Here is an 18,880-nt window from a genome sequence, read left to right on the forward strand (position 1 = left end):
GGCGACGATACGCGTACCTGGGGGCCGCCGTTTTTGCAGGACAGCACCGGTGCCGATACGGCCGAAGCGGCGTATTACCTGGGCACGAACCGCAACAAGCGGTCATTGACGTGTGACATTGCCAAGCCCGAGGGCGCCGCGCTGATCCGCGAGCTGGTGGCGCACTGCGATGTGTTTGTCGAGAACTTCAAGGTCGGCGACATGGCGCGGTATGGGCTGGACTATGCCTCGCTCAAGGTGCTGAACCCCAAACTGGTTTATTGTTCGGTCACTGGTTTCGGTCAGACCGGGCCGTATGCCGAACGCGCGGGTTATGACTACGCCATTCAGGGGATGGGCGGGCTGATGAGTGTGACGGGTGAGCGTGACGATCTGGGCGGCGGGCCACAGAAGGTGGGTGTGGCGGTGTCGGATTTGATGACCGGCATGTACGCCACCGTGGCGATTCTCGCGGCGCTGCGCCATGCCGAAAAAACCGGCGAAGGCCAGCAGGTGGACATGGCGCTGCTGGATACCCAGGTCGCCATGCTGGCGAACCTGGGCGCCAACTACCTGGTCAGCGGCAAGGTGCCGGGCCGCGCCGGCAATGCGCACCAGAACATCGTGCCTTACCAGGTGTTCGAGGTCGCGCCCGCCGCCGATGGAGCCAAGGATCATTTGATCCTCGCCGTCGGCAACGACAGTCAGTACGCCAAGTTCTGCGCGGTGGCGGGCCGGCCCGAACTGGCGAGCGATCCGCAGTACACAAAAAACCGCGACCGTGTCCTCAACCGCGACAAGCTGGTGCCGATACTGGAAAGCGTGATGAAAACGCGCACCAAAGCCGACTGGCTGGCCGCGCTGGAAGCGGCCAAGGTGCCCTGTGGCGCGATCAACCATCTGGGTGAGGTGTTTGCCGACCCGCAGGTTAACGAACGCGGCATGGTCACGCAGTGGGACCATCCCATCAAAAACGATTTGCGGCTGGTGTCCAGCCCGATCAAACTGAGCGCCACGCCGGTGCGTACCGACCTGCCGCCGCCGCTGCTGGGCCAGCACACTGACGAGGTGTTACGCGGTGTGTTGAACTACTCCGACGCGCAACTGTCTGACCTGAAACGCAAAGAGGTGATCTGATGGCCAATTTTGTTCTGGTGCATGGCGCCTGGCACGGCGGCTGGTGCTGGCAACGCGTGACCGCGCTCTTGCAGCAGCAGGGCCATCGCGTACATGCCGTTACGCTGACCGGCCTGGGCGAACGCGAGCACCTGCTCTCGCCCGCGATCACGCTGGACACCCACATCGACGACGTGATCAGCGCCATCGAGGTGGAAGAATTGCATGACGTGATCCTGGCCGTGCACTCCTACGCCGGCATGATTGGCACGGCAGTCGCAGACCGGCAGGGAAAGCATTTGAAACACCTCGTGTACGTCGATGCGGTGGTGCCCAAGCCCGGCGAAAGCTGGAGCAGCACCCAGTCGGCGGCCGTGCAGCAGCAGCGCCTGTCGGCGGCGCAAGCCTCAACACGTTTCAGCTTTCCGCCGCCCGACCCGGAAGTGTTTGGCCTGCAGGATGCCGACCACGCCTGGGTCAAACGCCGGCAGACGCCGCACCCCGGCAATACCTACCAGGCGCCGCTGGACTTTGACGTCAAACGCGTCGCGGCGATACCGCGCACTTTTGTCAACTGCACACAACCGGCGTTAGGCACCATCGAGCCCAGCCGCCTGCGCGTGAAGGACGCCAAATTTTGGGATGGCGCCTGGCTGCCCAACGCCAACATCGTCGAGATCAAAACCGGCCACGACCCGATGATCAGCGAGCCCGCTGCGCTGACGAAAATCCTCTTGGACTGCGCAAAATGACTACGCTGCAGCGCCGCCAGTTCACCGCCGCACTCGCGGGTGGCCTGTTGCTGCCAACTGTGGCGCAGGCCAAAGACACGGCGCTGCCGATTCCGGTCTCGCTGCCGGGCGCCGCGCAAACTGCCGCCGCCAAAAAAGAGCCGCTGGTGATCCTGGTCAGCCTACCCGGTTGCCCCTACTGCGAAGTGGTGCGGCGCAATTACCTGCTGCCGGCGCAGCGCGATGGCGGCCTGCACGCCTGGCAGCTCAACATCAGCGACAAGACCGCGCCGCTGGTCGGCTTCGACGGCAAGGCGACCACAGCCGCCGCGCAGATCGCGGCCTGGAAAGCCGGCTTCACGCCGACCGTGCTGTTTCTCGGTCCGCAGGGTCAGGAGATTGCCGAACGCCTGGTTGGCCTGGGCTCCAACGACTTTTACGGCGCTTACCTGGAAGAGCGGCTGGCCACCGCGCGCAAGGCGCTGGGCAGCAAAGGCTGACTGGCATGTCATGGCGGACCTGATCCGCCATCCATCACCACGGGTAGGCTGCATGAGATGGATCCCGGCTCAAGGCCGGGATGACAATCAAGCCAGATGAAGCTCGAGGGACGGCTCAATTTGCTCCTTATTTGATAGCTGCTGACGCTTTCCAGACAGGGGCTGGAGGCCGATTTGGCATCAAAAAGTCGGCGAGGCCATAGGCGCCGGGAGAATTTGCCTGTGTTTTAGGCACAAAATGGCGTGGTAGCTCACGCCGATTGGACCCGAGCAGCTATCAAAGAGATAGCAAACCTACGCATGGAGGTGACGACCTGGTTGAAATGGTTTCCGGGATGCCTGCTGCGCACCGTCACTGACCGCGGCAAAACCGGGGCCTCGGTCATGGAAGAAGGCCAACCGGTTTAGGTGCCTGGCTTTCAACGCTGTACGATGATTCCTGATCCCCGCAACACCCCGGAGGCCGGATGACCACCACTAACAACGAAACACGCAGCCACATGGCGCTGCGTCAAAACGCAGAAGTCAAGCTCCAGGCAGGCATCGCACCTGGAACCCGAGGCTGGACCATCGGTACAGCCGCACTGACGCTGCTGCACGGTCTTTCCAGTAACCCGGACACTGCCGGCGACGCGCTCAAGCTGCTGCACGAACTGCAAGTGCACCAGGTGGAACTTGATCTGCAGCATGAACACATGGAAGAAGATCGCCGGGAGCTCGAGCAACTGGCTGGCCATTACGCTGAACTTTACGAATTCGCGCCGCTTGCGTATTTCACGGTAGACGGCGCGGGCCGGATCATCGAAGGAAATCTCGCGGGTGCGCGAATGCTGGGCGTCGGGCGTGATGACCTGGCAGGCCGCAGCATCGACAGTCTGGTAGCGCCCGCCAGCGGACCCGCATTGCGGGCTCTGCTGGAACAGGCGCGCAGCAGCAGTGGCCGCCAAAGTTGCAAAGCGCAGGCCGGCGGAGCGGCCGCGTCGGGGTGGCTGCAGGTGCTGGCGAACGCATCACCTCGCGGACAAAACTGCTTGGTGGTTGTCATCGAAACAAGCGATGTCAACACAACCGACCTGCAGGCATGAGCCCCCCCCTTGACTTCAAGCTGACTGAGCCTGGAATGCCCACCCAGCCGTCCTCGTGCCTGTCGCGCGCCACGCTGCGGTCCAACCGTTTGCTGGCGGTCATGCCGGACGACGCGTTGGGGCGACTTTCGCCGGATATGCAAATCGTCACGCTCAACGCCGGCGACGTGCTGTACGACCTGCGCACCGATTTGACGCACCTGTATTTTCCTGCCGACATCATCGTCACGCTGCTGCTCCCGCTGGAGGATGGCCATGCAACCAAGGTGGCGGTGGTGGGCCGCGAGGGCGTTGTCGGGGTGACGGCCTTCATGGGCGGAGCGCCGCCGCCGGGCCGCGCAGAGGTGTTGACCCCCGGCCAAGCCTTCAGAATTCCGGCAGCAAGCCTGAAAGCGGAATTTGATCGCAGCGGCCCGGTCATGCGCCTGCTGCTGCGCTACACGCAGTCGCTGGTGACGCAAATGGCCCAGACTGCGGTATGCAACCGCCACCATGTGGTGGAGCAGCATCTGTGCTCCTGGCTGCTGACATGTATGGATCGCCTGGACAAACCCAGTCTGGCGGCCACCCATGATGTCATTGCCGGCATGCTGGGTGTGCGGCGGGAGGGGATTTCCGAGGCGGCCGGCGCGTTGCGCGAGCTGGGACTGATTGCCTACACCCGCGGCCACATCAGCGTACTGAACCGCGACGGCGTGTTGGCCAGGGCCTGTGAATGTTACCAGGTGGTCAAACGGGAAACGGACCGACTTCTGCCCGACCGGCCGGCAAGCTGAGGCAGCTTACTGCGGGGCGGCCCTGCCCACCCACAACACGCCAGACAAACCGTTCAGCGCATACTAAGCAGCTTATGACTTCTGCGGTACCAGTCGACCCGGCCGACCCCCTGCTAGAGGCAGTACGCATTGTCGGTATCGGTGCGTCCGCCGGCGGTCTGGCCGCGCTGGAAGAATTTTTGGCGCAGACGCCGCCCGACACCGGCATGGCCTTTATGGTGGTGCAACACCTGGACCCGACACAAAAAGCCATGCTGGCAGAGCTGCTGCAGCGGGTCACGTCCATGCCGGTGCGGGAGGCAAAAAACGGCGGGCGGGTCGCGCCCAACCAGGTGTATGTGATTCCACCCAACACCGAGCTCAGCCTGAATGGCGGCCTGCTGCGTCTGGCCACGCCGTCCGAGCCGCGTGGCATGCGACTGCCCATCAATATTCTGTTTTCTTCGCTGGCCAGCGCCCAGGGAGAGCGTGCCATCGCTGTGGTGCTGTCGGGCATGGGGTCTGACGGTACGCTGGGTTTGCAGGCCATCAAGGCGGTGGGGGGTCTGATCCTCGTGCAGCAGCCAGACACGGCACAGTTTGATTCCATGCCACACAGTGCCATTGCGTCTGGTTGTGTCGACTTCATCGCGCCACCAGCGGCCTTGCCCAGCCACATCCTCAACTACATCGCCCGGCTGCCGGAACACACCAAAACCGATGCCCCGGACCATAACGGCAGCACGTCGCACGCTGACGCGCAGGGAAGCCCACTGGAAGAGATTTTCAAACTACTGCAGGCCCGAACGCGACACGACTTTTCGAATTACAAGCCCAATACCGTACACCGCAGGATAGAGCGCCGCATGGCCATCCATGGGCTGGCAACTCCCGCGCTGTACGCCGAATTTTTGCAGCACAACATGCAGGAGGTGGACTTGCTGTTCAAGGAGCTGCTGATTGGCGTCACCAGTTTTTTTCGCGATGGACCTGTCTGGCAGCAACTGGCCAGCGTCACCTTGCCAGAACTGCTTGCACGCCGCGCGCCCGGCGACAAATTGCGCGCCTGGGTCATAGGCTGCTCTACGGGTGAGGAGGCGTACTCGCTGGCCATGGTGTTTACCGAGGCGACAGAGCGCCTGCCGAAATACCGCGATTGCGAGCTTCAGATTTTTGCCTCTGATTTAAGCTCCGACGCGATTGCCACCGCGCGCCGCGGGCAATACCCTTCCTCCATCAGCGACACGGTTTCACCGGGGCGCCTTGCGCAATTTTTTACCCCGCACAACGGCAGCTACCGCATCGGCAAACGTATTCGCGACATGGTGCTCTTTGCGCAGCACGACGTCATACTCGACCCGCCATTTACCAAGCTTGACCTGCTGTCCTGCCGCAACCTGATGATATATTTTGACGCGGCACTGCAACGTCGGCTGCTGCCCCTGTTTCATTACAGCCTGAAGCCCGGCGGGGTGATGCTGCTGGGAAGCTCGGAGACCGTGGGGCGCTTCAACCAGCTGTTCATCCCGCTCGAATCAAAGTTGCGGCTGTACCTGCGTCAGGACAGTACCGGGGCCAACACCCCGGACTTTCTGCTCACCTCACTTCCACCGCTGTCCAGGATCAAAAAGGAACTTCCCATGCCGCCACCTTCTGCCCCCGATTCAACCGCCATGGAAAACCTGCAAACAGCAGCCGACCGGGTATTGCTTCAGGTTTATGCGCCGCCGGCCGTGGTGGTCAACAGCACTGGCGACATCATTTACATCAGTGGACGGACCGGCAAGTACCTGGAACCTGCGGCCGGCAAAGCCAACTGGAACTTTCACGCCATGGTGCGTGAAGGCTTGCGCGCGCCCCTGGCCGAAGCCCTGAAGCTTGCGGCCACCCAGTCGGAAGCAGTCCAGTTGCCTCACTTGCGCACTCAACTGTCCGGGGTCGCGCAGATTGTTGACGTCACCGTGCAGACCATCCGCGAGCCAGCCGCCCTGCAAGGCATGCTGATGATCGTGTTCCGCGATGTGGCTGCAGCGCCAACCGGCCGGCGTAAAGCCCAAACCGCCCTGGAGGCCGCCCATGCAGCCGAGGTGCAGCAGTGCCGCGATGAAATCCAGACCCTGCGCGAGGAAACCCGCGCCTCCAAGGAAGAGCTGCAGTCAGCCAACGAGGAATTGCAGTCCACCAATGAAGAGCTTCAGTCAGCCAACGAAGAGCTCACCACCTCCAAAGAAGAAATGCAGTCGATGAATGAAGAGCTGCAAACCATCAACGCCGAGATGCAGTCCAAACTGGATGATCTGGCGCTGGCGCAGAGCGACTTGAAAAACCTGCTCAACAGCACGGATATCGCCATGCTGTTTCTGGACAAAAAATTGAACGTCCGGCGTTATACCGAGCGGGCCTCGAAGATCATCAGCCTGCGGGAAAGCGACATTGGCCGGCCCTTGAGCGACCTCACCACCAGCCTGCAGTACCCGACGCTTCAGGACGACACGAACGAGACCCTGCGTACCCTGGTGTTTTCAGAGAAGCAGATTTTCACCAGCGACGCGCGCTGGTTTTCGGTGCGCATCATGCCCTACCGCCGCATCGACAATGTGATTGACGGGGCCGTCATCACCTTTGTGGATATCACCGAGACCAAGGAACTGGAGTCCAGACTGCGCAAGGACCAGGCCGAGTGATCGCGGATATTGGCATCGTCTTTTTTCGACCAGACCGAAGCAGCAATCGCGCGCGCCGTGCTTGCCCAAGAAAAGCGAACACAAACTATCGGCTTTCGCTGACTTACATCAGCGCGCTCAACCGACAGTAAGTCACTTTACAACGCGCAAAAATAGTATCCGGATGTAGTTCCAGGACATCATCGCATTGAACCATGGTAATTTCAAATCACGGTTCATAAATTGGATTTCAACGTCTTAAGGACAAAGGAGTATTCGCCATGGTAAACACCAAACATGCACTGTCACTGATCACGTTGAGCGTCGCACTGGCCTTGGGTGCGGCCTCGGCATTTGCAGCTGATCCCGCAACGGCATCCAAACCCGCCACGCAATTGGCAACCACCTACAGCACGTTTGCCGGCTCCAATGCGAACGCCACGGCCCTGGTCGACGGACTGCGTACTGGAAGCAGCATCACCCTGACCTCCAGCAGCAGCACGTCAGGAAGCGCAGGTACTCCTTCTACGACCTTCACGCCGGCGACCTCCAAACTCGGCTACGGTAACGTCAACATAGCACTCGCACTCGCACAGGCTGAATTGACCAAGCTCGGCATCACCGACCCGACGCCGGTACAGTTGCAGGCTGCGCTTAACGGCGGCACCGTCACCACCTCGACTGGTCCAACCACCCTGTCTGGCGTTTTGCAATTGAGAAGTGAAGGCAAGGGTTGGGGTGCCATTGCAAAGTCACTTGGATTCAACCTGGGTGCGGTAGTCAGCGCATCAAAAACCGACAGGAGCGCAGCCGGTACTGAACGTCAAGCCAGCGACGACAAAGGAAAACCAATGGCCCGTGCCGACAAGGCAAACTCCGGCCAAGAGGCGAAAGTCGATCGGATCGCCAAAGTAGAACGCGTTGCGAAAGTGGAACGTGTAGACAAAGTGGAACGTCCGGAACGTATCGAACGGCCTGAAAAGGTCGAACGCCCGGAACGTGTTGAGCGTCCCAAGCGATAATCTTATTTTGTCAGCAGCCCCCGAGCGAGTGCCACACCGGCCCGCTCGGGTTTTTTTGGTTTTGGAGGAGTACATCGATGGGGTTCAAGAAGCATACGAAATTCATGTTTGCAAGCACTGCGGTGCTGGTATGTCAGGCAGGATGGGCAGCAGAGCCGGGGGCGTTGACCATAGGAACCAGCGTCAACTACAGCACCGGTAAATATGGCACGTCCACATCGACCGACATCACATCGATTCCAGTAACCGCCACCTACGATACTGGGCCCTGGACGCTCAAACTCAGTGTTCCTTATGTACGCATCTCTGGTCCCGCCGATGTGATTGTCGGCGTCGGCAAAACTTCGAGAACTACAACAACCGTTCGTACGGCATCTGGCTTGGGAGACATTGTTGCAGCGGCAACCTATAACTTCTACAACGATGCCGCCTCTCAGTCTGGCGCCGACGTCACCGGCAAAATCAAATTTGCTACAGGCGACAGCGCCAAAGGCCTCGGCACCGGTGAGAACGACTATTCGGTGTTGCTGGATGTCTATAAGAAGGTCGACCAGATCACATTTTTTGGGGGCATCGGCTATACCGTCATGGGAAGCTCCACTGCAGTCCCTTTGAGAAATGTATTCAGCTTCAACGCCGGTTCAACGTACAAACTGGACGAAAAAAGCAGCTTGGGCTTCGCCTACGATCATCGCCAGAAGTCATCGTCAACAGGGTCGGCGCAAAACGAACTGACAGCCTTTTACGTGCATAAATTCAACAAGACATGGAAAACACAGGCTTACCTGTTGAAGGGTTTTTCTGACGGCAGTCCTGACTGGGGCGGTGGCTTCTCGGTGGGTTACGCATTCTGAGCTCACGCGTTTTGGCAGCAGCCTGTTTGCTGCCAGAAGGATTGTGAGCGTACCTTCAAACTTTTGCCCACCTCTGTTTTAGGAGGTTGGGCATGGACAGCCAGTCGCCTGCCTCTTATTTCATGGCGCCGAACACCCGCCTCAGGATCGCACTGCCGGTGCCGACAGGGTCCTGGCGAATTTTCTTTTCTTCCTCACCAATGATCAGGTAGAGCCCGTCCAGCGATTTGCCGGTCACGTACTGCTGGATGTTAGCGTCTTCTTTTTTGACCAGGCCAAAACCTGCGGCCTTGCCGGCGAACTCGTTGTATTTGTTGGCCAGACCCACCTTGGCGGTGGCCTGGGTCACCACCGGCAAAAACTTCACCGCCAGCGGCTCGCGGGTTTTTTCGGCAAAGAAGGTGGTAACCGAGGTGTCGCCGCCCTGCAGGATGTTTTTGGCGTCATTGACGTTCATGGCGCGCACGGCGCTGACCAGCAGATCCTTGCCCATGGGCACGGCGGCTTCGGCGGCGCGATTGATCGACGTGACGAGCTCATCGATGCGTTTGCCCTGGCCGAAGTTTCTCAGCAATTTCGACGCGTCTTCAAGATAACCCGGCAAGGGAATGCGAACTTTCGGGTTGCCGAGGAATCCATCTGTCTTGCCCAGCAAGGCCACGGCCGCCAGCGCGCCTTTTTCGAGGGCGGTTTTCAGGCCATTGGACGCTTCGGCGTTGGTCAGGTCGCCCAGCGACAGGGCCTGCGCCTGCTGGTAGGTGGCCAGGATCAGCATGCCCAGTGCGCTGAGACCGGCCTGGTTAAAATTGCGACGTTGCATGATGAATACCTTCCAGAAATTTAACCCCGTGTCGACTGCAGTATGCCGGATCATGCTGGCCGCTTTGCTGGCATTGGCATCGCTTGCCGCGCTGTCCGGTTGCGGTGGCGCGCAGGCGGCGCCTGAATCGACCTTTGTGCTGCTCGACGGCAGCACACAGAAAACCGCCGACATGAAGGGCAAGGTCACGCTGGTCAATTTCTGGGCCACCAGTTGCGTCACCTGCGTGGCCGAGATGCCGAAAATCATTTCGACTTACGACAAGTTCAAGGCCAGGGGATATGACACGATAGCCGTGGCCATGAGTTACGACCCGCCCAGCTACGTTGTCAACTACGCCGAGACGCGCAAACTTCCCTTCAAGGTGGCCATCGACAACACCGGCGCCGTGGCCAAGGCTTGGGGCGACGTGCAGCTGACGCCGACCACCTTCATCGTCGACAAGCGTGGTCGAATCGTGAAGCGCTATGTCGGGGAACCCGACTTCGCCGACCTGGATCGGGTAATCGAGCGACTGCTCGAACAAAAAACTTGATTCGCGACCAAAACTCATCCAGCCCGCGCTGACAAGCCACTTTTTATGTCAAGAATCCTGCGTTACACCACCACGGCGATCGTCATGCACTGGCTGCTGGCGCTGCTGATCCTGGCGCAACTGTCCTTCGGCATCTACATGGTCGACTTGCCCTTCTCGCCGGGTCGTGTCAAGCAGTTCAATTGGCACAAATGGGCCGGTATCTCCATTTTGACCCTGTCGGCCCTGCGCCTGTTGTGGCGGCTTAGCCATCGTCCGCCGGCGGAGCTGCCGATGCCGTCTTGGCAAGCGCATTTGGCGCGGGCCAGCCACGGGATGATGTATGTCCTTTTCTTTGCGATTCCACTGGCGGGCTGGGCTTACAGCTCGGCTGCGGGATTTCCAGTGGTCTACTTTGGTGTGCTTCCGCTTCCTGATTTGGTCGGCCGTGATGCCGAGCTGGCCGACCAGTTCAAGCTACTTCACCGGCTTCTTGCTTATGGATTGGCAGCGCTGATCGCGGTGCATCTCGCGGCGGTCATAAAGCACCATTTTCTCGATAAGGACGGCCTGTTGCACCGAATGAAGCCTGTTCGTTCAGGCAATGCATAATCGGGCGCTATGAAAACTCTGCCCATCGTTGCCCTCCTGGCACTTGCATGCTCAGCCTCGCAGGCCCAGCAGAAGTTAGTACCTGCGCAAAGCGAGATTAGCTTCGTCGTCAAGCAGATGGGTGTGCCGCTGGATGGCAAGTTCGGCAAGTTCGACGCCCAAGTTGGTTTTGATCCCGCCAAGCCCGAGGCCGGAAAGATCAATCTGTCGATCGATCTTTCCACGGCGGTGGTGGGGGACGCCGACACAGTCAAGGAATTGAAGAAGGCCGAGTGGTTTGGCATCGCCAAATTTCCGACCGCATCATTCACCTCGACCGGCATCAAGGCGGCTGGCGCCGGCAAATTTGATGTTACAGGGAACCTCAGTATCAAAGGTATCTCGAAGCCATTGTCCATTCCCGTGACGCTCGCAAAGACAGGCGCCGTGTCTGTGGCCCAAGGTAGCTTCACGATCAAGCGCGGGGATTTCAAGATTGGCGAGGGCGATTGGGCCGACACATCCATCGTCGCTGCGGATGTGCAGGTGAAGTTCAAACTGGCAGTGTCAGGCCTGTAGCCGTGACTGGCCCCGTGCAGCTTTTTTTAGCACCATTTGTACCAAGGAGAAATCGATGAATAAGCACTTACTTGTGGCAACCGCCGTTTTTGGAATTTTCGCTGGCAGCGCTTGGGCGCAATCCGCAACCTACAAGATCGATCCCAATCACACCCGTACGATCTGGGAAGCCAAGCATTTCGGCACGTCAACAAGTCGTGGGCAGTGGGAAAAGACTGATGGCGAGATCACGCTTGACAAGGCGGGAAAGACGGGCAAGGCGGACATCGTTCTCGACATGAACTCAATCCACACCGGAGTTGCGCCGTTTAACAACCACATGAAGAGCCCTGACTTTTTCGATACGGCCAACCACCCGACGGCACGGTTCGTCGGTGACAGGTTCAAGTTCGAAGGCGACAAGGTGACCGAGGTGGCAGGCAACTTGACCATTCGCGGGAAAACTCAGCCAGCGGTGCTTAAGGCGACTGCTTTCAACTGTTTCGACCATCCCAGCCTGAAGCGGGAAGTCTGCGGCGGAGATTTTGAAACCATCGTCAAGCGCAGTCAGTTCGACATCAACTGGGGATTGGCCAACCGCGCGGCCGCGGACGACATCAAGGTCACGATCCAGGTCGAGGCAATCAAGCAGTAGTTCACGCCCGGGTAGCCCTGTTGCTGCCCTGCCTCATACACCCGCTGCGCCCCATCATGTCCCTTGTACAGGTGCCTACGCCTGCGTCACCCGCTTTGCTGGCTGCCACGCGCGCCATCTTCCAGGAATACGCGGTGGAGTTGGGTATAGACCTGTGCTTCCAGAACTTTGACGAAGAACTCGCGAACCTGCCCGGCGACTATGCCGCGCCGAAAGGCTGCCTGCTGCTGGCGATGCAGGATGGCGAGATCGCCGGCTGCTGCGCGCTGCGCCCCATCGACACTGTGGACTACCCGAATGCTGCCGAAATGAAGCGCCTGTATGTGCGCCAGGCACATCGCCGCTCTGGCCTGGGCCGGCAACTGACCGAGGCGATTCTGGACGCCGCGCGTGTGGCCGGTTACCACAGCGTGCTGCTGGACACCCTCAGCGACATGGAAGCGGCACGTGCGCTTTATGAAGACTTGGGCTTCAAGGACATCCCGCCCTACTACCATAACCCGATAGCGGGCGCTCACTACCTGAAAGTGGATCTGGAATAAAAAGCGGCATCAGCCCATGTCCAGCGGGCGTAAGCCGCTCTTTTTTTGATAGCAATTTGACGGTGGGCGACAGCACACAGGCTCCAGCGAACTACAAAAAAGCCGCCAGTCTCGCGACCTGCGGCTTTTTTTAGTTGTCTGGTTGCACGCTGGCGCGTGAGCACCAACCGCGCTTCGGGCGATCAACCCTTGGCTTGGGCCAGCAAGGTGGTGGCGTCGCTGACTTCAAACTTGCCCGGTGCTTCGACGTTGAGCGCGGCAACCTTGCCGTCCTTGACCAGCATCGAGTAGCGGTTGCTGCGCACACCCATGCCGCGTGCCGTCAGGTCCAGTGTCAGGCCGGTGGCCTTGGCGAAGTCGGCGCTGCCGTCGCCCAGCATGCGCACCTTGCCTCCGGTCTTCTGGTCACGCGCCCAGGCGCCCATGACAAACGCGTCGTTGACGCTGACACACCAGATCTCGTCCACGCCGGCTTTTTTGAATTCCTCGACCTGCTCGACGTAGCCCGGCACATGTTTGGCGGAGCAGGTCGGCGTGAAAGCGCCGGGCAAAGCAAACAGTGCAATCGTCTTGCCGGCGCTGGCCTTGGCCACGTCGATGGGATTCGGGCCGATGCTGCAACCATTGCCTTCAACTTCTGAAAATTCCATCAGCGTGGCTGCGGGAAGGGTGTCGCCTACTTTGATCATGGTGTGCTCCTCAAGGGTTGTTGATAAACGGGTTCAGCCGCCATTTTCAACGATTGTCCCAAGCCTTTCAAAGCGCGGGACAAAAACAAAAGCGGCCCACAGGAGGCCGCTTTTGATGAGGGGAAAGCTCGAGTCCGTAAGACTTAAACGACCGCAGCCTTTTCCAGCAACTTGGTCACAACCCAGTTCTTGGTTTTGGAGATCGGGCGGCTTTCGGTGATCTCGATCAGGTCGCCGGTCTTGTACTCGCCCTTTTCGTCATGCGCGTGGTACTTGCTCGACAACGAGACGATCTTGCCGTAGAGCTCGTGCTTGACACGACGCTCAACCAGCACTGTCACGGTTTTCGCGCGCTTGTCGCTGACCACCCGGCCAACCAGGGTGCGCTTGAGGGATTTTTTAACTTCCGTCATTATTTCGCTCCTTTGCGGGCGTTGGTCTCGGTCAGAATGGTCTTGGCCCGAGCGATGTCACGGCGTGCGGAACGCAGCGTGGCGGTGTTGGTGAGTTGTTGCGTGGCTTTTTGCATGCGCAGGCCGAAGTGGGCTCTTTGCAGCTCTTTGACTTCGGTTTTCAGGCCGGCAACGTCTTTTTTGCGCAGTTCAGTAGATTTGGTCATGGTCATTTCCCTTACTGGCCAATCATGCGGCTGACGAAGGTGGTGCGCAGCGGCAGCTTGGCAGACGCCAGGCGGAACGCTTCGCGGGCCAGCTCTTCAGGCACACCGACGATTTCAAACACGATCTTGCCGGGCTGGATTTCAGCCACGTAGTACTCGGGATTGCCTTTACCGTTACCCATACGCACTTCAGCAGGCTTTTGGGAAATCGGCTTGTCCGGGAAGACACGGATCCAGATACGGCCGCCACGTTTGACGTGACGGGAAATCGCACGACGTGCGGCTTCGATTTGACGGGCCGTCAGACGGCCACGGTCGGTGCATTTGAGACCGAAGTCACCGAATGCCACCGAGTTGCCTCGGGTGGCGATGCCGGTGTTGCGGCCTTTTTGCTCTTTGCGGTATTTTCTGCGCGCGGGTTGCAGCATTTGTATTCTCCGTAGTTAGACCGATTACTCGGTCTTGGCACCGTCAGCTGCTGCAGCTGGCGCGGCTTTACGGACGCGCTTAACGGTGGTTTTCGGTGCATCGGCGCCGGCTGCCGCTGGTGCGGCACCCGTTGCTTCTGCAGGTTTGTCGCTGCCGTCTGCAGGGGCCGTGTTCACACCACCGACCGGGCCGCGCGCTGGGCGTGCGGCTCCACGGGGTGCGGACGGACGGTCCGTGCGGTCGCCAGGACGCGCGTCGCGGCGGGGGCCGCGTGGCTTGCGTTCTTCGTCGGAAGGAGCGGCATCCAGCTTGGCGCCAGGCGAATCGCCACGGCCCAGGTTGTCGCCCTTGTAGACCCAGACCTTGACGCCGATCACACCATAGGTGGTCTTGGCTTCAGAGGTGCCGTAGTCGATGTCGGCGCGCAGGGTGTGGAGGGGCACGCGGCCTTCGCGGTACCACTCGCAACGTGCGATCTCGATGCCGTTCAGGCGGCCCGACGACATGATCTTGATGCCCAGGGCACCCAGACGCATGGCGTTTTGCATGGCGCGCTTCATCGCACGGCGGAACATGATGCGTTTTTCAAGCTGCTGGGTGATGCTGTCTGCGATCAGCTTGGCATCAATTTCAGGCTTGCGAACTTCTTCGATGTTCACGGCGACCGGCACGCCCAGCTGGCGGCTCAGTTCTTTTTTCAGCGCTTCGATGTCTTCGCCTTTTTTGCCGATCACAACGCCTGGACGTGCTGAGAAAATCGTGATGCGGGCGTTCTTGGCAGGACGCTCGATCAGAACGCGCGACACCGCAGCGTTCTTCAGTTTGGCCTTGAGGTACTCGCGAACCTTGATGTCTTCGGCAAGCATGCCGGCGAAATCACGGTTGCTTGCGTACCAGCGGCTGGACCAGTTGCGGCTGACCGCGAGGCGGAACCCGGTTGGGTTGATTTTTTGTCCCATATCCTGTCTGCCTTCTTAATTGCCAACCACAACGTACACATGGCACGTGGGCTTGCTGATACGGTTGCCGCGGCCCTTGGCGCGCGCCGAGAAACGCTTGAGGGTGGTGCCTTGCTCGACGTAGATGGTTTTCACCTTCAGCTCGTCGATGTCGGCGCCATCGTTGTGTTCTGCGTTGGCAATGGCAGACTCGACCACCTTCTTGATGATTCCGGCAGCTTTTTTCTGCGTGAAGTTCAAGATGTTGAGCGCCTGATCCACTTTTTTGCCGCGGATCAGGTCAGCGACCAGACGGCCCTTGTCGACCGACAGACGAACGCCCCGGAGGGTTGCACGTGTTTCCATGGTCTTTCCTTACTTTCTCACAACTTTTTTGTCAGCCGGGTGACCTTTGAAAGTCCGGGTGAGTGCGAACTCGCCCAGCTTGTGGCCAACCATTTGATCGGTGATGTAAACAGGGACGTGCTGCTTGCCGTTGTGCACGGCGATGGTCAGGCCGATGAATTCGGGCAGGATCATGGAGCGGCGCGACCAGGTCTTGATCGGCTTTTTGTCTTTGTTGGTAACGGCCTTGTCGGCCTTGGCTACCAAATGGTGGTCGACAAAGGGACCTTTTTTGAGTGAACGTGTCATGGCTTAACCTTACTTCTTGCGACGCGAAACAATCATCACTTGCGTGCGTTTGTTGTTGCGGGTGCGGTAGCCTTTGGTCAGGTTACCCCATGGATCGACAGGATGGCGACCTTCGCCGGTCTTGCCTTCGCCGCCACCGTGTGGGTGATCGACCGGGTTCATGACCACACCGCGAACGGTCGGGCGGATACCCATCCAGCGCTTGACACCGGCCTTGCCGAGACGGCGCAGGCTGTGTTCTTCGTTGGCGACCTCGCCGATGGTGGCGCGGCATTCGATGTGGATCTTGCGAACCTCACCGGAGCGCATGCGCACCTGGGCGTACGTGCCTTCACGGGCCAGCAGCGTCGCCGATGTACCGGCGGAGCGGGCAATCTGCGCGCCTTTGCCGATTTGCATCTCGATGCAGTGGATCGTCGAGCCGACAGGAATGTTGCGGATCGGCAGGGTGTTGCCGACACGGATCGGGGCCTCGGCACCGCTGACCAGCGTGGCGCCAACTTCAAGGCCACGCGGGGCGATGATGTAAGCGCGCTCGCCGTCGGCGTAGCAGATCAGCGCAATGTGGGCCGTGCGGTTGGGGTCGTACTCAATACGCTCGACCTTGGCCGGGATGGCATCCTTGTTGCGCTTGAAGTCCACCACACGGTAGTGGTGCTTGTGGCCGCCGCCTTTATGGCGAACAGTGATGTGCCCGTTGTTGTTACGGCCGGACTTCTGGAACTGAGGCTCGAGCAGCGGCGCGTAAGGCTCACCCTTGTGCAGGTGATCCCGGGAAATCTTCACCATCCCGCGCATGCCGGGGGAGGTGGGTTTCATTTTAATGACAGCCATGATTACGCAGCCTCCCCACCGATGTTCAGCTCTTGACCGGGCTTCAGCGTGACATAGGCCTTGCGAATGTTGTCGCGGCGGCCAGTGCCCTTGCCAAAACGCTTGGTTTTGCCTTTTTGGTTGAGTACGGAAACAGCCTTGACGTCCACCTTGAACATCAGCTCCACAGCGGCCTTGATTTCAGGCTTGGTGGCATCCTGCAGCACCTTGAACAGCACGGCATTGGACTTGTCCGCGACCATGGTGGCTTTTTCAGACACGATGGGGGCGACCAGCACCTGCATCAGGCGGCCTTCGTCGAATTTTGGTTTGGTGTTCACGGCGCTCATGCGAACATCTCCTTGAGTTTGTCCATGGCAGCCTTGGTGACCAGAACCTTCTTGAAGTGAACCAGCGACACCGGATCGGCGTAACGGGGCTCAACCACCAGAATGTTGGTCAGGTTGCGGGAAGCCAGGTACAGGTTTTCGTCGACTTCGTCAGCGATCACCAGCACCGATTTGAGGTTCATGGCCTTGAACTTGTCGGCCAGGACCTTGGTCTTGGGCGAGTCCACGGTCAGCGAATCAACCACAGCCAGACGGCCTTCACGGGCCAGCTGGGAGAAGATGGAGGCCATGCCGGCGCGGTACATCTTCTTGTTGATTTTCTGCGTGAAGTTTTCGTCAGGCATGTTCGGGAAAATACGACCGCCGCCGCGCCACAGCGGGGAGGAAGTCATACCGGCGCGAGCGCGGCCAGTGCCTTTTTGCTTGAACGGCTTTTTCGTCGAGTGCTTGACCTGTTCACGGTCTTTCTGGGCACGGGTGCCTTGACGGGCGTTGGCCTGGAAGGCCACGACCACCTGGTGAACCAGGCTTTCGTTGTATTCGCGACCAAACACGGTATCAGGCACGTCCACTTTGGACGAAACCAGGCCTTGGTCATTCAGGAGTTCGACCTGCATCAGTTCGCTCCTTTGGCAGCGGTTGGTTTGGCCTTGATGGCGGCGCGAACCGTCACAAAACCACCTTTGGAACCAGGCACGGCGCCGCGGATCATCAGCAGTTGACGGGCTTCGTCAATACGCACGATGTCGAGGTTTTGCGTGGTCTTGGTGACATCACCGAGGTGACCCGTCATGCGTTTACCAGGAAACACACGACCAGGATCCTGCGCCATACCGATGGAGCCGGGCACGTTGTGCGAACGGCTGTTACCGTGCGACGCGCGCTGCGAGCTCATCTTGTGACGCTTGATGGTACCGGCAAAGCCTTTACCAATGGAGGTGCCCTGCACGTCCACCTTTTGGCCCACGGCAAACACTTCAGCGGCGGGCACAACAGCACCAGCGGCATATTTGCCTGCGACGTCAGCCGTCACGCGGAATTCTTTCAGGATTTCACCGGCTTCTACGCCTGCTTTCGCAAGGTGGCCAGCGGCCGGCTTGGTGATACGCGACGCTTTGCGCGCACCAAATGCCACTTGAAGGGCATCGTAGCCGTCATTTGCTTGGGTTTTTACCTGGGTCACGCGGTTGTTAGACACATCTACCACTGTGACAGGAACGGTATCCCCATCATCAGTGAACAGACGCATCATGCCCACCTTGCGACCCAGCAACCCGAGGGAGTTGCTCAGACTCATGCTTTTTTCTCCGTAACTTCCACCGCTGCGACTTCAATTGGCCGCAGACGTTTTGATGTGAAAGACTGTTAATAAAACCATCCTGAACCCGCTTTCACGCGTTCAGGACAGCCCAAGAGTATAGCGCGGACTTAGCCGGTTGGCAAATCCGCGCTCAAACCTGGTTTTTTGGGGCGCCGGCTGTTGCCGATACCCCGATTTTGCTTATTGCAGCTTGATTTCGACGTCCACGCCGGCAGGCAGGTCGAGCTTCATCAGGGCGTCAACGGTTTTGTCCGTCGGGTCCACGATGTCCATCAGACGCTGGTGCGTGCGAATTTCCAGCTGGTCGCGGCTCGTCTTGTTGACGTGGGGCGAACGCAGGATGTCGAAACGCTTCATGCGGGTCGGCAGAGGCACGGGGCCCTTGACGATGGCGCCGGTGCGCTTGGCGGTGTCGACGATTTCGGCTGCCGACTGGTCGATCAGCTTGTAGTCAAACGCTTTGAGGCGAATGCGGATTTTTTGCTTGGTGGCCATGGTAATTCCTTAAATATTTTCAGAATTACGCGATGATCTTGGCCACAACACCGGCGCCGACGGTTTTGCCGCCTTCGCGGATGGCAAAGCGCAGGCCTTCTTCCATGGCGATCGGGTTGATCAGCTTGACGGTGATCGACACGTTGTCGCCTGGCATGACCATTTCCTTGCCTTCTGGCAACTCGAT

General features: G+C 59.4%; 26 protein-coding genes and 1 pseudogene. 13 read left to right on the forward strand and 14 right to left on the reverse strand.

What is annotated here, in order from left to right; genetic code table 11:
• From ACH2CW_RS15100 to ACH2CW_RS15135, 8 genes are all read left to right on the forward strand, one after another.
• Positions 1-1,116 (forward strand): CaiB/BaiF CoA transferase family protein (locus ACH2CW_RS15100; RefSeq protein ID WP_395059594.1); only part of this gene is annotated, 1,116 nt, incomplete at its 5' end.
• Complete coding sequence (locus ACH2CW_RS15105; protein WP_395059596.1) at positions 1,116-1,847, forward strand: alpha/beta fold hydrolase; 732 nt, start codon at positions 1,116-1,118, stop codon at positions 1,845-1,847. The genes ACH2CW_RS15100 and ACH2CW_RS15105, both read left to right, overlap by 1 nt.
• Positions 1,844-2,326: a hypothetical protein gene (locus ACH2CW_RS15110; RefSeq protein ID WP_395059598.1), complete on the forward strand. Its 483-nt coding sequence runs from the start codon at positions 1,844-1,846 to the stop codon at positions 2,324-2,326. The genes ACH2CW_RS15105 and ACH2CW_RS15110 overlap by 4 nt, the downstream gene beginning before the upstream one ends.
• A gap of 500 nt (positions 2,327-2,826) precedes the next feature.
• Positions 2,827-3,411: a PAS domain S-box protein gene (locus ACH2CW_RS15115; RefSeq protein WP_395059600.1), complete on the forward strand. Its 585-nt coding sequence runs from the start codon at positions 2,827-2,829 to the stop codon at positions 3,409-3,411.
• A 35-nt stretch (positions 3,412-3,446) separates the two neighbouring features.
• Entirely contained in the window at positions 3,447-4,187 is a 741-nt protein-coding gene (locus tag ACH2CW_RS15120) for a Crp/Fnr family transcriptional regulator (RefSeq protein WP_395059635.1), read from the forward strand.
• Positions 4,188-4,261: 74 nt separating this feature from the next.
• Positions 4,262-6,850: a chemotaxis protein CheB gene (locus ACH2CW_RS15125; protein ID WP_395059602.1), complete on the forward strand. Its 2,589-nt coding sequence runs from the start codon at positions 4,262-4,264 to the stop codon at positions 6,848-6,850.
• 260 nt (positions 6,851-7,110) lie between these two features.
• Entirely contained in the window at positions 7,111-7,851 is a 741-nt protein-coding gene (locus ACH2CW_RS15130) for a hypothetical protein (RefSeq protein ID WP_395059604.1), read from the forward strand.
• A 77-nt stretch (positions 7,852-7,928) separates the two neighbouring features.
• The gene (locus tag ACH2CW_RS15135) at positions 7,929-8,705 is read left to right on the forward strand and encodes a hypothetical protein (RefSeq protein ID WP_395059606.1); all 777 of its coding nucleotides are present in this window, start codon (positions 7,929-7,931) and stop codon (positions 8,703-8,705) included.
• 115 nt (positions 8,706-8,820) lie between these two features.
• On the opposite strand, the gene ACH2CW_RS15140 is transcribed toward ACH2CW_RS15135, so the two are convergent.
• Positions 8,821-9,525, reverse strand: coding sequence for a DUF4197 domain-containing protein (locus tag ACH2CW_RS15140; RefSeq protein ID WP_395059608.1), 705 nt, complete (start codon positions 9,523-9,525; stop codon positions 8,821-8,823).
• Between the two features lie 52 nt (positions 9,526-9,577).
• On the opposite strand from ACH2CW_RS15140, the gene ACH2CW_RS15145 reads away from it, so the two are divergent.
• Genes ACH2CW_RS15145 through ACH2CW_RS15165 form a run of 5 tightly spaced genes read left to right on the forward strand, consistent with a single transcriptional unit; the run spans position 9,578 to position 12,385 of the window.
• Positions 9,578-10,060, forward strand: coding sequence for a TlpA disulfide reductase family protein (locus tag ACH2CW_RS15145; RefSeq protein ID WP_395059637.1), 483 nt, complete (start codon positions 9,578-9,580; stop codon positions 10,058-10,060).
• Positions 10,061-10,105: 45 nt separating this feature from the next.
• Entirely contained in the window at positions 10,106-10,651 is a 546-nt protein-coding gene (locus ACH2CW_RS15150; protein WP_395059610.1) for a cytochrome b, read from the forward strand.
• A 9-nt stretch (positions 10,652-10,660) separates the two neighbouring features.
• A complete protein-coding gene (locus tag ACH2CW_RS15155) occupies positions 10,661-11,209 on the forward strand; it encodes a YceI family protein (RefSeq protein ID WP_395059612.1) in 549 nt (182 codons plus the stop codon).
• 55 nt (positions 11,210-11,264) lie between these two features.
• Positions 11,265-11,843, forward strand: coding sequence for a YceI family protein (locus ACH2CW_RS15160; RefSeq protein ID WP_395059614.1), 579 nt, complete (start codon positions 11,265-11,267; stop codon positions 11,841-11,843).
• Positions 11,844-11,899: 56 nt separating this feature from the next.
• Complete coding sequence (locus ACH2CW_RS15165) at positions 11,900-12,385, forward strand: GNAT family N-acetyltransferase (RefSeq protein WP_395059616.1); 486 nt, start codon at positions 11,900-11,902, stop codon at positions 12,383-12,385.
• 182 nt (positions 12,386-12,567) lie between these two features.
• Here the strand turns inward: ACH2CW_RS15165 and ACH2CW_RS15170 are convergent, their stop codons facing one another.
• The 13 genes and pseudogenes from ACH2CW_RS15170 to tuf form a co-directional block, all read right to left on the reverse strand.
• Positions 12,568-13,074 carry a peroxiredoxin gene (locus tag ACH2CW_RS15170; protein WP_395059618.1) on the reverse strand — a complete coding sequence of 169 codons (507 nt, stop codon included), beginning with the start codon at positions 13,072-13,074 and terminating at the stop codon, positions 12,568-12,570.
• A 143-nt stretch (positions 13,075-13,217) separates the two neighbouring features.
• Entirely contained in the window at positions 13,218-13,487 is a 270-nt protein-coding gene (rpsQ, locus tag ACH2CW_RS15175) for a 30S ribosomal protein S17 (RefSeq protein ID WP_395059620.1), read from the reverse strand.
• A complete protein-coding gene (rpmC, locus tag ACH2CW_RS15180) occupies positions 13,487-13,693 on the reverse strand; it encodes a 50S ribosomal protein L29 (RefSeq protein ID WP_188709695.1) in 207 nt (68 codons plus the stop codon). Before rpmC ends, rpsQ begins: the two co-directional genes overlap by 1 nt.
• 11 nt (positions 13,694-13,704) lie before the next feature.
• Positions 13,705-14,121: a 50S ribosomal protein L16 gene (rplP, locus tag ACH2CW_RS15185; RefSeq protein WP_077593716.1), complete on the reverse strand. Its 417-nt coding sequence runs from the start codon at positions 14,119-14,121 to the stop codon at positions 13,705-13,707.
• 24 nt (positions 14,122-14,145) lie between these two features.
• Complete coding sequence (rpsC, locus tag ACH2CW_RS15190; protein WP_395059623.1) at positions 14,146-15,081, reverse strand: 30S ribosomal protein S3; 936 nt, start codon at positions 15,079-15,081, stop codon at positions 14,146-14,148.
• 15 nt (positions 15,082-15,096) lie between these two features.
• Entirely contained in the window at positions 15,097-15,426 is a 330-nt protein-coding gene (gene rplV, locus ACH2CW_RS15195) for a 50S ribosomal protein L22 (RefSeq protein ID WP_077593714.1), read from the reverse strand.
• A 9-nt stretch (positions 15,427-15,435) separates the two neighbouring features.
• On the reverse strand, positions 15,436-15,714 hold the full coding sequence (gene rpsS / locus ACH2CW_RS15200; protein ID WP_007866503.1) for a 30S ribosomal protein S19: 279 nt from the start codon (positions 15,712-15,714) through the stop codon (positions 15,436-15,438).
• A 9-nt stretch (positions 15,715-15,723) separates the two neighbouring features.
• Positions 15,724-16,548, reverse strand: a complete 825-nt coding sequence (gene rplB / locus ACH2CW_RS15205) for a 50S ribosomal protein L2 (protein WP_188709698.1) — start codon at positions 16,546-16,548, stop codon at positions 15,724-15,726.
• Between the two features lie 2 nt (positions 16,549-16,550).
• Positions 16,551-16,877, reverse strand: a complete 327-nt coding sequence (rplW, locus tag ACH2CW_RS15210) for a 50S ribosomal protein L23 (protein WP_395059627.1) — start codon at positions 16,875-16,877, stop codon at positions 16,551-16,553.
• Complete coding sequence (gene rplD, locus ACH2CW_RS15215) at positions 16,874-17,494, reverse strand: 50S ribosomal protein L4 (protein ID WP_395059629.1); 621 nt, start codon at positions 17,492-17,494, stop codon at positions 16,874-16,876. Before rplD ends, rplW begins: the two co-directional genes overlap by 4 nt.
• Positions 17,494-18,174 carry a 50S ribosomal protein L3 gene (rplC, locus tag ACH2CW_RS15220; protein WP_395059631.1) on the reverse strand — a complete coding sequence of 227 codons (681 nt, stop codon included), beginning with the start codon at positions 18,172-18,174 and terminating at the stop codon, positions 17,494-17,496. Before rplC ends, rplD begins: the two co-directional genes overlap by 1 nt.
• Before the next feature lie 204 nt (positions 18,175-18,378).
• Positions 18,379-18,693, reverse strand: coding sequence for a 30S ribosomal protein S10 (gene rpsJ, locus ACH2CW_RS15225; protein ID WP_007838118.1), 315 nt, complete (start codon positions 18,691-18,693; stop codon positions 18,379-18,381).
• Between the two features lie 25 nt (positions 18,694-18,718).
• A pseudogene (gene tuf, locus ACH2CW_RS15230) lies at positions 18,719-18,880 on the reverse strand (elongation factor Tu); the annotation flags it as partial.

The organism is Polaromonas sp., assembly GCF_043778355.1.
Lineage (GTDB): Bacteria > Pseudomonadota > Gammaproteobacteria > Burkholderiales > Burkholderiaceae_C > Polaromonas.

What these genes read in the sequence shown, in the direction of transcription:
- ACH2CW_RS15105 (WP_395059596.1), top strand. Translation starts at nt 1,116, where the DNA reads ATGGCCAATTTTGTTCTGGTGCATGGCGCCTGGCACGGCGGCTGGTGC.
- ACH2CW_RS15110 (WP_395059598.1), top strand. Translation starts at nt 1,844, where the DNA reads ATGACTACGCTGCAGCGCCGCCAGTTCACCGCCGCACTCGCGGGTGGC.
- ACH2CW_RS15115 (WP_395059600.1), top strand. Translation starts at nt 2,827, where the DNA reads ATGGCGCTGCGTCAAAACGCAGAAGTCAAGCTCCAGGCAGGCATCGCA.
- ACH2CW_RS15120 (WP_395059635.1), top strand. Translation starts at nt 3,447, where the DNA reads ATGCCCACCCAGCCGTCCTCGTGCCTGTCGCGCGCCACGCTGCGGTCC.
- ACH2CW_RS15125 (WP_395059602.1), top strand. Translation starts at nt 4,262, where the DNA reads ATGACTTCTGCGGTACCAGTCGACCCGGCCGACCCCCTGCTAGAGGCA.
- ACH2CW_RS15130 (WP_395059604.1), top strand. Translation starts at nt 7,111, where the DNA reads ATGGTAAACACCAAACATGCACTGTCACTGATCACGTTGAGCGTCGCA.
- ACH2CW_RS15135 (WP_395059606.1), top strand. Translation starts at nt 7,929, where the DNA reads ATGGGGTTCAAGAAGCATACGAAATTCATGTTTGCAAGCACTGCGGTG.
- ACH2CW_RS15140 (WP_395059608.1), bottom strand. Translation starts at nt 9,525, where the DNA reads ATGCAACGTCGCAATTTTAACCAGGCCGGTCTCAGCGCACTGGGCATG.
- ACH2CW_RS15145 (WP_395059637.1), top strand. Translation starts at nt 9,578, where the DNA reads ATGCTGGCCGCTTTGCTGGCATTGGCATCGCTTGCCGCGCTGTCCGGT.
- ACH2CW_RS15150 (WP_395059610.1), top strand. Translation starts at nt 10,106, where the DNA reads ATGTCAAGAATCCTGCGTTACACCACCACGGCGATCGTCATGCACTGG.
- ACH2CW_RS15155 (WP_395059612.1), top strand. Translation starts at nt 10,661, where the DNA reads ATGAAAACTCTGCCCATCGTTGCCCTCCTGGCACTTGCATGCTCAGCC.
- ACH2CW_RS15160 (WP_395059614.1), top strand. Translation starts at nt 11,265, where the DNA reads ATGAATAAGCACTTACTTGTGGCAACCGCCGTTTTTGGAATTTTCGCT.
- ACH2CW_RS15165 (WP_395059616.1), top strand. Translation starts at nt 11,900, where the DNA reads ATGTCCCTTGTACAGGTGCCTACGCCTGCGTCACCCGCTTTGCTGGCT.
- ACH2CW_RS15170 (WP_395059618.1), bottom strand. Translation starts at nt 13,074, where the DNA reads ATGATCAAAGTAGGCGACACCCTTCCCGCAGCCACGCTGATGGAATTT.
- rpsQ (WP_395059620.1), bottom strand. Translation starts at nt 13,487, where the DNA reads ATGACGGAAGTTAAAAAATCCCTCAAGCGCACCCTGGTTGGCCGGGTG.
- rpmC (WP_188709695.1), bottom strand. Translation starts at nt 13,693, where the DNA reads ATGACCAAATCTACTGAACTGCGCAAAAAAGACGTTGCCGGCCTGAAA.
- rplP (WP_077593716.1), bottom strand. Translation starts at nt 14,121, where the DNA reads ATGCTGCAACCCGCGCGCAGAAAATACCGCAAAGAGCAAAAAGGCCGC.
- rpsC (WP_395059623.1), bottom strand. Translation starts at nt 15,081, where the DNA reads ATGGGACAAAAAATCAACCCAACCGGGTTCCGCCTCGCGGTCAGCCGC.
- rplV (WP_077593714.1), bottom strand. Translation starts at nt 15,426, where the DNA reads ATGGAAACACGTGCAACCCTCCGGGGCGTTCGTCTGTCGGTCGACAAG.
- rpsS (WP_007866503.1), bottom strand. Translation starts at nt 15,714, where the DNA reads ATGACACGTTCACTCAAAAAAGGTCCCTTTGTCGACCACCATTTGGTA.
- rplB (WP_188709698.1), bottom strand. Translation starts at nt 16,548, where the DNA reads ATGGCTGTCATTAAAATGAAACCCACCTCCCCCGGCATGCGCGGGATG.
- rplW (WP_395059627.1), bottom strand. Translation starts at nt 16,877, where the DNA reads ATGAGCGCCGTGAACACCAAACCAAAATTCGACGAAGGCCGCCTGATG.
- rplD (WP_395059629.1), bottom strand. Translation starts at nt 17,494, where the DNA reads ATGCAGGTCGAACTCCTGAATGACCAAGGCCTGGTTTCGTCCAAAGTG.
- rplC (WP_395059631.1), bottom strand. Translation starts at nt 18,174, where the DNA reads ATGAGTCTGAGCAACTCCCTCGGGTTGCTGGGTCGCAAGGTGGGCATG.
- rpsJ (WP_007838118.1), bottom strand. Translation starts at nt 18,693, where the DNA reads ATGGCCACCAAGCAAAAAATCCGCATTCGCCTCAAAGCGTTTGACTAC.